Source organism: Deltaproteobacteria bacterium (assembly GCA_016208165.1).
Lineage (GTDB): Bacteria > Desulfobacterota > Desulfarculia > JACQYL01 > JACQYL01 > JACQYL01.
Map to the genome: position 1 here is coordinate 1 of JACQYL010000069.1, position 13,726 is coordinate 13,726.

A 13,726-nucleotide genomic window follows, 5' to 3' on the forward strand; every position below is an offset into this window, starting at 1 on the left:
CGCTCCATTGCCACCTCCTTTCGTGACAATGGTACCATAAACTTGGCAAAAAAGAAAACCTTAAGTTAGCGCTTATGGGAGGGGCGGGAGCACGGTCGCATCGGCCCCTGCTTTGTTCCACTCTGATCCAATGGATTGTGTTCGGCTTCACTTTGTTTTTGGAAAAAGTTTTGACAATGGGATTGGAAACAGCATACTCTGCTCTAATTCAAAAAGGACGGTTCATTCAAACGCTTACATTCAGACCTTGGCTCGTTTGGTCATAAAATCGTGTACGTTAGTGAAGGGGTCATGCACCGTCGTACGAACTATGTTTGGTTGTAGGATGGAATGTCATTCAATCGACGTTCTTTGATTTACCGTGGTGCAGTCATGTTCCTGACCCTTGTATGCAAAGTCATTAATAAGAAGGCGTCAAAGTGAGCGAGTTCATTCCTATTCAACCGAGCCTGATAAACGTGTTCAAGGATTTCCCGGTATACATCTTGAATCCTGATACAGCTGAACTGGTTCGGTTCGTGGCGAGAAAAGGAGAATATCAACATACCGCCATTCAGGCCATTGTAAGCCAAGGCATAGACGTATTTATTCGAGTCGAAGACCACAGGAAAAACAGCAAGCTGATCGAGGACGAATTGGTGAGGACCATCCAGGGTCCGATAAACGCGCAAACAGCCGCCGTCGTCAAGGATCTCACGATTCTTATAGTGAGCGAATTCCTGACCGCGGAATCGGTCAGAGAAGGATCATACGAACAAACCAAGGAGCATATCGACAGAATGCGGAGACTGACCGAGTATTATGTCGGCATTCTCGATCTGGACAACTCTCAAGATGTGCTGAAGATGATTCACAAGACCGTGTTGAAGGATTACACCACTTCGACCCATTCCGTGAATCTCATGATACTGGCTTTGCGGTATGTGGAGAGATTCCTTCGGCCTTCGAATCGGGGTTCTTTTCCCTCCGAGTTGATCGGAAACAAGTCGCAGTTGAAGGAGCAGGCAACGGAATTTGCCCGAAGCTGGGCCCTCGGAGCCCTTTTGCACGACATCGGTAAGATACACGTTCCGGAAGAGATTCTCAAAGCCACCAGAAGGCTCAGCGACGATGAATTCAGGCTCATGAGAATGCATGTCGATATGGGTTACGATACGCTGATCAAAATGGCGCCAAGGCTCAGACACGACGAAATCGTGAAGGGAGGAATTCTACACCATCACGAAAGGCTGGACGGGAGCGGGTACCCGCTCGGACTGAAAAAGTTGACCGTCTCTGGAAAAGTGATTGGAATTCTGGATTGCTATGAAGCGCTGACCACCGATAAGAGACCCTATAGAGAGGCGGTGTCTCCTGTCGAGGCGCTGAAGATCGTCAGGAACGATACCGATGCAGGAAAGTTTGACGCCGGCATTTTCGCCAATGTGGTCAGGTTGGTCGCCACGGACTGAGATGACAAGTAATCACTGAGTACGTCCGCAAGCTATGCACATTCATTCGATTTGCCAAGGCGGGTTGGATTGGCGATCGAAGCGAGCACAACCCAATGCATAGGATTTGCCGGGATGCACACTCCAACCCAACCCACCCTCTATTTCCAGCAGAAGAGGAGACAGACCGATCGTAACGGACGGGGCGCATGGACCCTCGGATCTGTTAAAGACTCCGCGCTAGGCCCTCTCACATAACTCCACTAACACTCCCCTGGTTTCCTTCGGATGGATGAAAGCAATGCGCGCCCCGCCTGCGCCTTTGCGTGGTTCCTGATCAATCAGGCGGACTCCTTTTTCTTTCAACTCGGCGAGAGCTTCTTCGAGGTTTTCAACGCGGAACGCAATGTGTTGGATCCCTTCACCGCTTCGCTCGATGAATTTGGCGACCGGTCCGTCAGGGGTGGTGGATTCAAGCAATTCGATTTCGCTGTCCGTTATGGGCAGAAAGCCCACATTCACCTTCTGTTCTTCCACGGTTTCGATTTGCGTCAAATTCAGACCCAGGATGTCCGAATAAAATCTCTTGCCGTCTTCCATGTTCTTGATCGCTATTCCAATGTGATCGATGTGTTTGATCTTCATGTTTCCCTCCATGAGTGATCGGGTTACATTATTTCTATTCCATTTCATCGAGTCGTGGAGACAATTGTCTGAGGCAGCGGATGCGAAGTTGGTAACTCGGCGTAGTGCTCGACAAAGTGACATTGTTGATTTGACCGTTGTCGAGCGCCAACTCGATCCGCATGCGGTTCCCGCCGCTGAAGTCGATGGACTTCTCAATCAATCGAGGATTCGCGTTCAACTGAATCCGTATATTACGCAAGTCACGAGAAGCGAACGCAGCCTTTAGTGGAACACCTCCTGCATAATACGTCAAAAAAATATCCCGAGCGATCAATGCGGCCAGGGGCCTTGGAAACGCGCCCGCGCGATCCCGAATTTGAAGGCCTTTAGCATCAAAACTCAGCAGCGTCAACGGCATCTCGAAATCTCCCAAAATTTCGAGACCGAAACCGGACGGGCTCAGCAGGAGAAGCGCGCGCATGACCCGCGTCTCCCGGTCTCGGGAAAAGGAAATAATCTGGTATACTCCCAGCTGGAAGCGCTCGGGCATCTGTAACCGGGGCTGAGAGCCCACACAACCCAACTGGACGGTCAAATACAACAGACAGGTGACGCGGAGGAGAGCACGAGACGGTCTCATGGCGTATCTCGATCCTGCTTTCTTATGCAACCCAGAAAGAAGAGAGAAATCGCCATGGAAACTCCAATGCCCAAAATGACGGTTAAGCCGATGGACTGAAGAGCAGGATTCGAAAGGAATGCGAACAAACCGAAACTGAAAAGTGTCGTCGCCCCCGCCGCGAGTATGCCTTTGGCCGTGGTTCGGGCCGTCCGTGCGGACATCATCGAAAAAATGCCATAATCAACGCCTGCTGAAACCACAATCACCATACTCATCACGTGCAGCAGATTCAACGGCTTGTCCAATAAGACAAATACGCACAATACGGCGGTGAGCCCGGCGAGAGAGGGCAGCATGGCCAGGGCCGAACGAACCGGAGAACGCAGCGCCCAGGCCAAATAGAGGAACACGAGCAGCACATCCAGACCCAGCAGTAAGCTAAACCGGGCTTTCAGATCCAGGATTTCTTTCGAGAACGAAGCCTTGGGATCGAACGGAAAAACGGAATCGGAATCGCTGGGTTCAACCCGGTCTTGAACTCTGCCGGCCGCTTCCGGATTGATGAACCCCATGGCGTGGACACCGTCTTGGGCGAAGTGGATGATGTTGATATACGTGATAAAATCGTTTGATTCCGGGTGAATGGGATCGAAAATTCGAGCGTTCCGGGCCACTTCATCGAAAAAAGGTCGAAACGCGTCCGTCCGAAATCCCAGTGGGGTCCCGGCGCGAATCATGAGTTCTTCCACGCTGCTCCAGTCCACCTGCGCCAGGTGATCCCATCTGCGTTTTTGAGTGGTTTCGGAGGGTTGCAGGTCCGAAGGCAGGAGGTAGATATCACCAGGCTCCATGGCCCGGCCGAATCTCTCCGAAAGAAGGAGCAGCGTTTCCAGAGAATTTCCGCTGAATAGAACCATGCGGGGCTGCACATCCAGACCGAAAGCGTGTCGAATTTCCTTTTCAGCACGATTCAGTTGCGGGTGCGGCATATCCAGGTTCTGAATGTTATCGTCGAATGTGGAGAGAAGAAGTGCGGTGAGGGCCAACGGAATCACAACAGCATATCCGATGAGAGCCATGGGTCCAAAAAACCGATTTGAGGGAATCGGACGTTTGGGCGCGGAATCGGCCGGTGAATGAACGGGGAACGCCGCCTTTGCCGTGAAGAGGATAAGCGCATAGGCGCAGACAATGCCTGTGAGCGCGAGAAAGGACATCTGGGTCACAAGGGGGAACCGGCTGACCATCAGCACCAGAAAACCGATGGAGGTCGTGGCCATGCCGAGAAATATGGCCCGTCGCTGAACCTGGAGCGTCTCCCGGCCTGCCGGGTCCATGGCGTGAACGTAATAATGAATGGCATAATCCACCGAAATGCCGGCTATGACACTGCCGAACGCCACGCTCATCAGATGGATTTGCCGGAACAACACACTCGACAGCGCGATGGAGAAGGCAACGGCGCCGGCAATGCTCAGACCGGCCACAAGCATTAGACGAACGCTCTTCAGAAAAAGCAGGTAAATCAGGCAGAGACCCAGTACGGACAGGCCCACCACCCATGAAACCTCCCGGGCGGTTTGGCGTGCATTCTCCACAAGATAGTTTAATTGGCCCACAAACCGGGCCGAGACGCCTTCAAAGAGGGGGTCGGATTGGGCGTCCTCTATTGCGCGGGCCATGCCGTCATAGAGCCGGAAAGACCGTCCAAGGTCCAGGGAAACGTCTTGCGGCGACACGAACATGAGTAGCCGGCTGAGGTCTTCCGAGAAAAGTCGTCCTTGATAAGCCACATAACGGAATCCGCCGATGCGCAATTTGGACAGAAAGACCTGAGGACTAGGGAACAGTTCCAATGGGTCGCGCCGGAACTCGAATGACGCGGGAAAACTTTCGGGACCGGCCATTCGCGCGCGCCATGTTTTCAACAGAAGCACCATCTGTCCATCGTCGGGAGCCGGGTTCATGTCACAAAGAAGAAAACGACGGTCCAAATAGAACCGCGCCAGGTCGCGGTAACGCTCGTCCTGGGTGGAATAGTCCAGTCGCCTGATTTCAGGCAGTTTTCCGAGACGCCGGATCAGTTCGTCCTGGAACGCGATCAGGCGGTGCGGCATGGGCTCGCCGGATTTGTAGATTTCCAGTAAGATTCTGTGGGTCGGTTCGAAGGAGGAAATCATCCGGGCGGAGCGGATGAACTTCGAGTTGGACGGAAACGCGTCCAGGAGGTCTGCGGTAAACTCTTTGGGCGCCAGAAACCACAGAAGCAGCAGCGAAAGCGCAAAACAACCGATAACCAATGCCGTTCTAAAGCGAGGTAAGGCGAACATGGGGCTTCAAGGCGAGCGAAAGGTTCGACGCACGTTGGAAAACTGGATCTCCGTCCATTCATCTTGGAAGCCGTCAAAACGAATGACACGGATCTGGCCTTCCTCATCCAACAGGATCCTGAGGCGTTTGAAGGGCAAGGCCATTTCATTCTTGGGTGTCAGCATCAAGATCTTCTTTTGAGGTTGGGAGTCGAAATGAAAAAGAGTCTCCAACGCCTCCAGTTTTCCTGAGAGTATTTGACGGAAATTGGCAAAAATCGATCCCAGGACAGGGTCCTTTTCGAGATCCACGGTGCGAACGGAGCCCACATCTTCATAGCGGATCGTAAGCGTATTGGAGGACACAGTATATATGGTTTTTTCAGGTCGGTCGATACGCCACTCCATCCGATGCTCGTCCAAGGATACGGTTCCTTCTGAAACCAGCGGTTGTTTGAGGTAAGGAAGATTCCTTACCTGACGCACGTTTGCTCGTATGGTTTGCAGGCCTTTGTTCTTGCTTTCATACCAGGCCAACAGATCCGTATTTCCTCCAAGTGCGGCTTGTCCAAAGCCGGCGAACACCAGGAGGGCGGAACAGAGCCGGACTAGTCGGATGAGCATGCGGTTTTCCTGTGGTTGCTTGGTTGAGTTCCCCTGAGGGTAACGGTTCTAAATTCCATCGAACAGTTCTTCGGGCAGCCACCGACGTACGGCCTCGTCCCAGGCGATCAACGGTTCCCGATTCAAACATACCACGTGCTCGGTGGTTCCAAAAGCCAACAAGCGCTTTCCCAAGTCCCGGACAGCATACATGAAAACCACCATCGGACGATCAGGGGGGACCAGGTAGATCTCGATGTCGATGACATCGTTATACCGGGCAGGATTGCGGTAGTTGCATTCGGAGCGCACCACGGGAAGCTCGTAGCCCGCTCTTTGGACGTGCTCGAAATCAAGCTGCAGCTGTTGACAGAACGCGGCGCGCGCCAGTTCGAAGTAGCGGTAGTAATTGCCGAACCAGACGACTCCCATCATGTCCACATCGTTGAATGCCACTGTCTGCCGAACGGCAAGCGAGTGGCGACATTTCTTGATGCGTTGCTTAAATTGGCGGATGTTCATTTTCTTTTGAAGGCTTCATAGAGGCTGAAGAACCTGGTTGTGAGGAAATCCTGAGTTGGAGAGGATGCAGTGTCCTTTTCAGGAATCGATCCAACATACCGGAACCATAGTCCCCGAATTTCCATTTTCGGATGATATACTCCATCACGAACAAGACGCCTATTATGGCATACGTGAGTCCTCCGGTGACCAGCGTCCATGTCCCCAACGAGGCGAACAGGGCGGCCCAGAGCACCAATAGCAAAATGCCGAAAACCACAAGAACCCAGATCCGGTTCAAGTTCCTGCAGTATCGTCTCTCTTCCGGGCTCAGAGCCTTTTGCAGCGAAGCGATCCGCTCGATCAGAGTGACCTCCTGAAATTGGGACCGGAAAAACATCACAAAAAAATGCATGCCCAACGCCAAGGGAATAAAGCGGGCGAACAGATCATTGTGGAAAATGAAAGCCAGGAGGTTCAGCACCAGCACCACAAGAGCTGTGAGAACCGCATAGGTCTTCAGAACCCGGTCCTGCAATCCTTGCAGGATCAAGTTGCCGCCGGCGCCTGCCAGCAAAGTCAGCGCCGCCACTCGAACTCCCCATCGAGTGGAAACAAAATAGAAAATGAAGGGTAGCGCGATCAGAAAAATGGTACGGATCAGGTTAGACAAGGCAAGAAGAACTCCCGACCTTTACAGGTCCCTACCTCGGGTCATCTCCTGGATGAACCCGTAAATGTCTCCTATTGTCCGAATCTTCTGAGCGGACTCGGGCTCGATCTTGATTCCGTATTTCTTCTCGAAGTATACGATCATGTCAACGGCATCCAGCGAATCCAGATCCAGATCGTCTCTTAAATGGGCCTCGGGATGAATCTCCGCCGGTTCGATTTCGAACTCGTCGATCAGCATCCGGTCGACGATCCGTCTAATGTCTTCAATGTTCATGATTTACCCTATTGACAGTAGAATCCACCATTTACGTTGATGGTTTCCCCGAGAACATAGGATGCCGCATCGGAACAAAGGAAAACTACCACACCGGCGACCTCGTCCGGTGTTCCAAGCCTTCTCATTGGTATGCGTTTCTTAAGCTCTCCAGGGACTTCTCGGGTCATTTCGGTTTCAATGAGACCGGGTGCAACAGCATTCACCCGGATGTTCTGCCGGGCCGCTTCCTGCGCCAGTGATTTAGTAAAGCCGATGATGCCGGCTTTGGCCGCCGAATAGTTGGTCTGGCCCACGTTCCCGCTCAGAGCGGATATGGACGAAACATTTACAATGATTCCGGAAGATTGCCGAACCATCATGGGCAAAACAACCCTGGTGACATTGTAGATCCCGTTGAGATTGGTCTCGATGACTTCGTTCCAATCTTCGGGTTTCATCCAATAGAAGAGGCCGTCGCGAATGATCCCGGCGTTATTCACGAGAATGTCTATTGAGCGGCCGCCGGAAGACCATTCGTTTATCGCATTCTCCACCGATTGTCGATCCCTTATGTCGAAACAGATGGTTTCGGCCCGCCCGCCCTCGGCTACAATTGTACGAGCCGTAGCCTCCGCGCCGGTACGGTTCCGGAAGTAATGGAGCTGAACCGAGTGTCCCGCCTCGGCCAAAGCTTTCGCTACGGCGCTTCCGATGCCGCCCGAAGCTCCGGTGATCAAAGCGTTTCCCATGCAGGCCCGTCCGTCTCTAAGCTTTTTCCCAAAATAAATAAAAATTATACCACTGAAAGGGATAACTCGCCACAATGTTCTCCAAAAAACCCACGTAACGCTCCAGCCCCCGTTTTGATGCTTCCACCAGGGCCCCCTTCCCCTCGGCCTGTATACGAAGTAATGGGAAGCTGATGAATCGGTAGCCGGCGAGTTCCCGAACCAGAAAGGATGTGAAAACCGGCACGTCAGCCATAGCCGCCGCCATGAACACTCCCAAGTTGAACGACGCCGGCGAACCCAAAAAGTCCACTCGAACCGCATTGCGTTTGGACAGGTACCGATCCACGCTCATGGCCACAAAATGGCCCCGCTTGAGGAGCTGATATATGGCAAGCGCCGTGGTCAGATCGTCGTCCTCCACCCATAGAATCCGGATGCCCTTACCCAATCGTTTTTCATCGAGAAATCTCCGAATATGCTCCTTTTCCCGATTCAGCATTACGATGTACATGGAGATGTTCCACTTGCGGAACAATGCGGATGCCAGCTCGAAGGCCCCAAAATGCACGCCGGCGATGACGCATCCCGAATGACTGTCCCTGAGACGCAGTAATTCCGTCGAATGCGCCTGGCGGATCCGGAACACATCGGGTCCCAGTTCGTACAGTCGAAGGCGATCCAGTATGACCTGTCCAAAACTGAAAAAGTGTTTCCAGACTAGAAAGAGATTGTAGAGGGAGCTGTTGCGCGTGAGCCCGAGCCTGCTCAAATAGTCCAGGGAGCCCGCTCTGGCGTCCCTGGCCACTATTGCGTAAAAAAAGGTGCAGAAGGCCACGAGAAGCCGGCCCGCCCGGAAGCCGAACGTGCGACACACGAGCATGGTGAGCCGGTAGCCTAGTAGAGAGCCTCTTGGTTTGGTCCAGATCCGAAAACGTTTGCGGGGGTGCGTGTTCATAGGACGGAAACGGTCATTCGGACTACGGCCGTTTTGGCCCCGTTCTTAAGGAGCGTCGCGGAGACGCGATGGACGGCCGCATCGTATCGCAGCGTCACGTCCAGCATATCGCCCGGCAGAATGGGAGCATGGAACCGGGCTTTATCTATGGATCGAAGACGCAGAGGCTTCCCGACGAGCTGCAGAGCATATTCAAATACCAAGTGAACGACCAGAAAGCCCGGCAAGAGCGGTCTGCCGGGAAAGTGTCCCTGGAAAACGGGAAGATCATGCCCAACCGTCAGACGTGCGGACAGGCTTCCGGGCTCCAAAAAAACTTCGTGCTCCGACATGTGCCGTCGATAGGATAGAGTCATGAGCTTCCCCGCTCTTTTCCGGGAATACCGGCGTGATCTTTCGGAGAAAAAGCCGACCGGATCACGGGAGCCCGTCGTTCCGTATCGTCGCGCTGCATCTTCTCGAATCGAATCCGGGTCTGTTGTTGCTATTCCTCGGATGTGCCCCCCGGGTTCTCCACAAAGAACGATAGCCCGCCTCTGGCCAGACAGGAGGCATCCGGTCCAAGGATTTCGACCGCGAAGGTGAAGATTCGTCCCAATTGGCGGGTCACCCTGACCCCGGCTACCACTCTGGCCGGTATTCTAACGGTATTCACGATCTCGAAATCGTCGATCCCGGTCAAGAAACCGATGCCGCCCGACCCGCGGTTGCGCCCCATAAACACGGCGGCCGCCTGGGCCGCCATTTCGCACCAGACCGCATCGAAGACAACGCCGGCGGCATTCTGAAAAGGAAAGTCGACATCCAGAAACGCCTCGGCTTCCAAAGAGGTTTCAGTCTCTGAAACGACACGAGTCAGCATGAGAACAGGTTTTCGATGAGGCAGATACCGTTCGATCGCCAACAGGGATCCCCCTATGACCTGGAGATTGCTGAATATTGAGGAAAGGAGAGCGCTCCGGTTGAGAATAAGATACCTTAAACACACACGGGCTCCAATAGTCAACCGGGATCGACAAAGAGTCCCGTGATTGCAGGCGTGGGAGGTGAGGGTCTGGTGGATCGAAAGACAGAGGCGGATCGGTTCCGGGAATGTTGGAACGTTCCTATCGACGGCGGGACCCGTATGTGTCGAGCTGAAAAGCATCGGTGGATGGTCCCTTGCGTTTGTTGTCGTTCCGCCGGGAAACGGATGCGCGCGGGGGTCTTGGCATGCGCACTGACTTGACCTGGGTACGGGTTCATTGTATATTTTTTCGGGCTTTTCGTCCGCGTATTACCGTCAGGAACGAGTGAGGGAACGGGATTCCCTTTGAAAAACGAACCTTCGAGATGTATTTCAGAAGCTTCCAAAATGGCGTCCAAGCCCCCACTCCCTTTGGAAGCTCCTTTCACCATCGGCGTATTGATTCCTGTTTACAACAACGTTTCCACAGTGGCCGGCGTGGTCGAGGGATGCCTGAAGCACCTTTCCGCGGCGATGGTGGTGGATGACGGAAGCACGGACGGCAGCGGTAACGAGGCTGCGCACTATCCGGTTATCCTGGTTTCCCATCCCCGGAATCTGGGAAAGGGATCAGCTATCCGAACCGGTCTCGAACAAGCGTCCCGGTTGAACTGGACCCACGTCGTCGTGCTGGACGCCGATGGGCAGCACGATCCGGAGGACCTTCCGAATTTCCTCTGTTTGGCGCGGGAACACCCAAAAGCGATGATCGTCGGATATCGGGATTTTGACGATCCTTGTACGCCGGCTCGAAGCCGTATCGGCCGGGACGTCAGTGCATTCTGGATGCGAAGGCAGACGGGCGTGGACCTTCACGATTGCCAGTGCGGGTTCCGGGTCTATCCCATCGCGGAGACATTGGCCGTCGGAACGAAGTGGCGGCGCTACGAATTCGAAGTGGAAAGCCTCGTGAAAGGGCTATGGGCGGGAGTCGCCTTGATGGAGACACCGATTCGAACGCACTATGGCGAGGCGACGGAAACGTCCAGCTTCAGGCCGTTTTGGGACAATGCGCGCTTTTCGTGGTTCAATTTCATCTACACCATCCGTGTGCTTTTGCCGCGGTTTCGTGCAAGACCGTTGATGGTAAGAAGGAAGACGGAACCGCCTCGGCTCGGGACTGCGTCGGAACGAAGATCGGCATCCAAAGTGACGCCGCCGTCCGACCGGGCAGTGGCGGCGGGCATGGGGGCATTCTTTCGCTTTGTGGCGTTTCCAGGTTCGTTTCGCCGGCTTGTCGATTTCTTTAGCCGTCGGCTGCATCTGAGTCGGCAGCTACTGGAATGGGGCGGGGGTGTAAGTTCGATTCCCCAAGTTCTGCTTCCCGGTGCGGCGATCCTCGGTTTCGGTTTACTGCTGTTCCTGTTGATGAACGACCTGCGCCTTCCACGGATCTCGACACCCTTGTCGCTGATGTTCAATCTGGCTTCCTTTGTGGTGTATGGGTTGATTGGCGCGGGTTGCGCGGGTATAGTGACAGGCCTGTTTGTCGGATCGAATGCTTACCGCGCCGCCAGGAAGGAGGCTCATGACAGTCGGTGAAACGCGCCCGGAGCGGGCCCGCGATCTAGTTTCCACCCTATGGTTGTGGAGCGGGTTCCTGGTCCTGATGCTGGTGTTGTGGTTTCTGACCCCTGTGCTGATCGTTGTGGATAAGATGTCGAAGGATAGAGGCAACGTGTTTCAGGTGGCCTTTCGCTACTTATGCCGCCTCTCGTGGATCTCATGTCCGTTCGCCGATATCCGGGTGCTCGGTTTCGAGCGAGCCGCCTTCCGGAGGCCGGCGCTGGTTGTATCCAACCACCAATCGTTCCTGGACGTGTTGATCCTCCTGGCGTTACCTATTCACTGGCGCTGGGTCGTAAAGCAGACGCGGCGGCGGACCAGGCTCATGTTGCCGCTGTTGCGGCTCAGGGACGACCGGATCGTGAGCCGCGTGGACGACATGCTGGGATTGGATCGATGGACGGAGCAACGGATACGGCGCCGCATTTCCCTTCTGGCCTTTGTGGAGGGAAAGCGCTCTTCCTCACGCGAGCTGAGTCGGTTTCGAAACGTTTTTTTTCATTTGGCGGAAGATTTGTGCCTGGACGTGGTTCCTCTGGTGATCGACGGCACGCATCGGTCCTGGGCTCGAGGCGCCCGGCTGATCAGGCCCGTGGCGGCGACGGTGGTTTTGCTCGATCGCATTACCGGAGAAGAGATCCGGGAAATGGGGGCCTCGGCGGCCAAACGGATGGTCAAAGATCGAATGGCCCGTGCCCTCGAATGGGTACGCGCTGATGTGGACAGTCGGTTCGAAGATTTCTATGTCCGCCCATTTCATGCGTTGCTCGAAGATAGCTTTCATCTGAACGCCGGGAAAGGCCCGGTTATTCAGGATAGCCGCTTGAATGACACATGACGGAGTCTGCGTTCCGGACTTGGAAGCACGGATGGTTTGCCGTTTCCGTGGGAGAGGCGTCCATGGCATCGTTGTTATTAGGAGGAGTTTAAGATGATTTCCGCTGCGCGGGACAGCGGCAGGCGGGTCGTGTTCACCGGCATGGGGCTGGTATCGTGTCTGGGCCTAACCCTGGATGCTGTCACGTCTTCCTTGCAGGAAGGACGGTCCGGAATTCGCGTGGTTCCCGAAAGGGAGGCCCTGGGCTTCCGTTCCCCCCTGTCCGGCGTATTACCGCCGTTTGACGTGAAGGATTACATGAAGCGCAAGGACCGCAAAGGACTCAGCGAGGCCGCCGCCTATGCTTCCGTAGCCGTACTCAAGGCGGTGGAGCATTCCGGTGGTGATTTCGGTCTGTTTGACAGCGAGCGGGCGGGCATCATTATAGGAAACGACTCCTCATCGGACCAGTCCATTTACATGCTGGACACGGTGCGTTCGGAGCGGAAGACCACGACACTGGGAAGCAGTCTGGTCTTGAAGTCCATGACTTCGAGCCCAACGATCAACTTGACGCCGTTCCTTAAGATCAAGGGGTTGAGTCTGACGATCAGCGCGGCATGCGCCAGCGGAGCTCACTCGACCGGTCTCGCGTACATTATGATCAAGTCGGGTTTTCTGGACATTGCGCTCGCCGGAGGCTGCCAGGAACTCAACTGGCAGTCCATGGCCTCGTTTGACGCACTCATGACCTTCTCCGTTCGGACGGACGAGCCGGAGAAGGCATCCCGTCCATTTGACCGGGAACGTGACGGGCTTATCCCCAGCGGAGGAGGAGCGGCTCTGGTTTTGGAGGATCTGGATCACGCACGAAAGAGAGGGGCGCACATTTTGGCCGAGGTCGTTGGTTACGGGTTCAGCTCGGATGGCACTCACGTGACGAATCCCGACGGCGTCGGGGCGGAGCGCTGCATCCGAATGGCCCTCAAGCAGGCAGGAATGGCTCCGGAAGACGTGGACTATATCAACGCACACGCCACCGGAACCCTGGTCGGCGACTATGCGGAAGCCTTGGCGATACATTCGGTATTCAAAGAATGCGATACTCCGGTCAGTTCAACGAAGTCCATGACAGGTCACGAATGTTGGATGGCCGGCGCCAGCGAGCTGATCTACTCCATACTGATGATTCAGGAAGAGTTCATCGCCCCGAACATCAACTTTACAGCGCAAGGGGAAGACGAACCGCCGATCAACGTCGTACCGACTACCCGGGAACAACCGCTTGAAGTCGTTTTGTCCAACTCGTTCGGGTTTGGGGGCACCAACGCTTCCCTCATCCTGAGCAAGTTCCACGGTTGAGGCCATGGGTAAGGAGCGAGTGGCGATCATCGGCGGAGGACTGGCGGGGCTCACGTGCGGCATTCTGCTGGCGGAAGCCGGCCATAAGGTGACCATTTTAGAGCAGCACCGCAAGCCCGGCGGCTACCTGTCACAGTTTACACGCCGGGGCGTGGCTTTCGATATCGGGTTTCATTTTATTGGAGGTCTGGGACCGGGCGAGCCGGCGTGGACGTTTCTGGCCCATCTGGACGTACTGGACCGGCTGAATCTGATCCGTTTTCCTC

At 54.7% G+C, this 13,726-nt stretch carries 16 protein-coding genes; 5 read left to right on the forward strand and 11 right to left on the reverse strand.

Going from position 1 to position 13,726, the window contains the following annotated elements; genetic code table 11:
• The first annotated feature begins 419 nt into the window (after positions 1 to 419).
• Positions 420 to 1,451, forward strand: coding sequence for an HD domain-containing protein (locus HY788_14645; GenBank protein ID MBI4775384.1), 1,032 nt, complete (start codon positions 420 to 422; stop codon positions 1,449 to 1,451).
• Between the two features lie 219 nt (positions 1,452 to 1,670).
• Here HY788_14645 and mce read toward each other — a convergent pair whose 3' ends face one another.
• The 11 genes from mce to HY788_14700 form a co-directional block, all read right to left on the reverse strand.
• Positions 1,671 to 2,075, reverse strand: a complete 405-nt coding sequence (gene mce / locus HY788_14650; protein ID MBI4775385.1) for a methylmalonyl-CoA epimerase — start codon at positions 2,073 to 2,075, stop codon at positions 1,671 to 1,673.
• Between the two features lie 34 nt (positions 2,076 to 2,109).
• A complete protein-coding gene (locus HY788_14655) occupies positions 2,110 to 2,697 on the reverse strand; it encodes a DUF3261 domain-containing protein (protein MBI4775386.1) in 588 nt (195 codons plus the stop codon).
• On the reverse strand, positions 2,694 to 5,009 hold the full coding sequence (locus tag HY788_14660) for a hypothetical protein (protein ID MBI4775387.1): 2,316 nt from the start codon (positions 5,007 to 5,009) through the stop codon (positions 2,694 to 2,696). The genes HY788_14655 and HY788_14660 overlap by 4 nt, the downstream gene beginning before the upstream one ends.
• Before the next feature lie 6 nt (positions 5,010 to 5,015).
• Positions 5,016 to 5,612 (reverse strand): outer membrane lipoprotein carrier protein LolA, encoded by a 597-nt coding sequence (locus HY788_14665; GenBank protein ID MBI4775388.1) that lies wholly within the window; start codon positions 5,610 to 5,612, stop codon positions 5,016 to 5,018.
• Positions 5,613 to 5,660: 48 nt separating this feature from the next.
• Positions 5,661 to 6,113 (reverse strand): acyl-CoA thioesterase, encoded by a 453-nt coding sequence (locus HY788_14670; GenBank protein MBI4775389.1) that lies wholly within the window; start codon positions 6,111 to 6,113, stop codon positions 5,661 to 5,663.
• Positions 6,094 to 6,765 carry a hypothetical protein gene (locus tag HY788_14675; GenBank protein ID MBI4775390.1) on the reverse strand — a complete coding sequence of 224 codons (672 nt, stop codon included), beginning with the start codon at positions 6,763 to 6,765 and terminating at the stop codon, positions 6,094 to 6,096. The genes HY788_14670 and HY788_14675 overlap by 20 nt, the downstream gene beginning before the upstream one ends.
• A gap of 21 nt (positions 6,766 to 6,786) precedes the next feature.
• On the reverse strand, positions 6,787 to 7,041 hold the full coding sequence (locus HY788_14680; protein ID MBI4775391.1) for an acyl carrier protein: 255 nt from the start codon (positions 7,039 to 7,041) through the stop codon (positions 6,787 to 6,789).
• 8 nt (positions 7,042 to 7,049) lie between these two features.
• Positions 7,050 to 7,772, reverse strand: coding sequence for a 3-oxoacyl-ACP reductase FabG (fabG, locus tag HY788_14685; protein ID MBI4775392.1), 723 nt, complete (start codon positions 7,770 to 7,772; stop codon positions 7,050 to 7,052).
• Between the two features lie 16 nt (positions 7,773 to 7,788).
• Entirely contained in the window at positions 7,789 to 8,709 is a 921-nt protein-coding gene (locus HY788_14690; GenBank protein ID MBI4775393.1) for a hypothetical protein, read from the reverse strand.
• Positions 8,706 to 9,065, reverse strand: coding sequence for a hypothetical protein (locus HY788_14695; GenBank protein ID MBI4775394.1), 360 nt, complete (start codon positions 9,063 to 9,065; stop codon positions 8,706 to 8,708). The genes HY788_14690 and HY788_14695 overlap by 4 nt, the downstream gene beginning before the upstream one ends.
• A gap of 128 nt (positions 9,066 to 9,193) precedes the next feature.
• Complete coding sequence (locus HY788_14700) at positions 9,194 to 9,697, reverse strand: hypothetical protein (GenBank protein MBI4775395.1); 504 nt, start codon at positions 9,695 to 9,697, stop codon at positions 9,194 to 9,196.
• A 366-nt stretch (positions 9,698 to 10,063) separates the two neighbouring features.
• Between HY788_14700 and HY788_14705 the strand changes: the two genes are divergently transcribed.
• The 4 genes from HY788_14705 to HY788_14720 all read left to right on the forward strand — a co-directional run.
• A complete protein-coding gene (locus HY788_14705; protein MBI4775396.1) occupies positions 10,064 to 11,257 on the forward strand; it encodes a glycosyltransferase family 2 protein in 1,194 nt (397 codons plus the stop codon).
• Positions 11,244 to 12,119, forward strand: a complete 876-nt coding sequence (locus HY788_14710) for a 1-acyl-sn-glycerol-3-phosphate acyltransferase (GenBank protein MBI4775397.1) — start codon at positions 11,244 to 11,246, stop codon at positions 12,117 to 12,119. The genes HY788_14705 and HY788_14710 overlap by 14 nt, the downstream gene beginning before the upstream one ends.
• Before the next feature lie 93 nt (positions 12,120 to 12,212).
• The gene (locus HY788_14715) at positions 12,213 to 13,460 is read left to right on the forward strand and encodes a beta-ketoacyl-[acyl-carrier-protein] synthase family protein (GenBank protein MBI4775398.1); all 1,248 of its coding nucleotides are present in this window, start codon (positions 12,213 to 12,215) and stop codon (positions 13,458 to 13,460) included.
• A 4-nt stretch (positions 13,461 to 13,464) separates the two neighbouring features.
• Positions 13,465 to 13,726: FAD-dependent oxidoreductase (locus tag HY788_14720; protein MBI4775399.1), on the forward strand; the 262-nt coding region annotated here is incomplete at its 3' end.

Coding starts and splice junctions, on each gene's coding strand:
- mce (MBI4775385.1), bottom strand. CDS start 2,075: ATGAAGATCAAACACATCGATCACATTGGAATAGCGATCAAGAACATG.
- HY788_14655 (MBI4775386.1), bottom strand. CDS start 2,697: ATGAGACCGTCTCGTGCTCTCCTCCGCGTCACCTGTCTGTTGTATTTG.
- HY788_14660 (MBI4775387.1), bottom strand. CDS start 5,009: ATGTTCGCCTTACCTCGCTTTAGAACGGCATTGGTTATCGGTTGTTTT.
- HY788_14665 (MBI4775388.1), bottom strand. CDS start 5,612: ATGCTCATCCGACTAGTCCGGCTCTGTTCCGCCCTCCTGGTGTTCGCC.
- HY788_14670 (MBI4775389.1), bottom strand. CDS start 6,113: ATGAACATCCGCCAATTTAAGCAACGCATCAAGAAATGTCGCCACTCG.
- HY788_14680 (MBI4775391.1), bottom strand. CDS start 7,041: ATGAACATTGAAGACATTAGACGGATCGTCGACCGGATGCTGATCGAC.
- fabG (MBI4775392.1), bottom strand. CDS start 7,772: ATGGGAAACGCTTTGATCACCGGAGCTTCGGGCGGCATCGGAAGCGCC.
- HY788_14690 (MBI4775393.1), bottom strand. CDS start 8,709: ATGAACACGCACCCCCGCAAACGTTTTCGGATCTGGACCAAACCAAGA.
- HY788_14695 (MBI4775394.1), bottom strand. CDS start 9,065: ATGACTCTATCCTATCGACGGCACATGTCGGAGCACGAAGTTTTTTTG.
- HY788_14705 (MBI4775396.1), top strand. CDS start 10,064: ATGGCGTCCAAGCCCCCACTCCCTTTGGAAGCTCCTTTCACCATCGGC.
- HY788_14710 (MBI4775397.1), top strand. CDS start 11,244: ATGACAGTCGGTGAAACGCGCCCGGAGCGGGCCCGCGATCTAGTTTCC.
- HY788_14715 (MBI4775398.1), top strand. CDS start 12,213: ATGATTTCCGCTGCGCGGGACAGCGGCAGGCGGGTCGTGTTCACCGGC.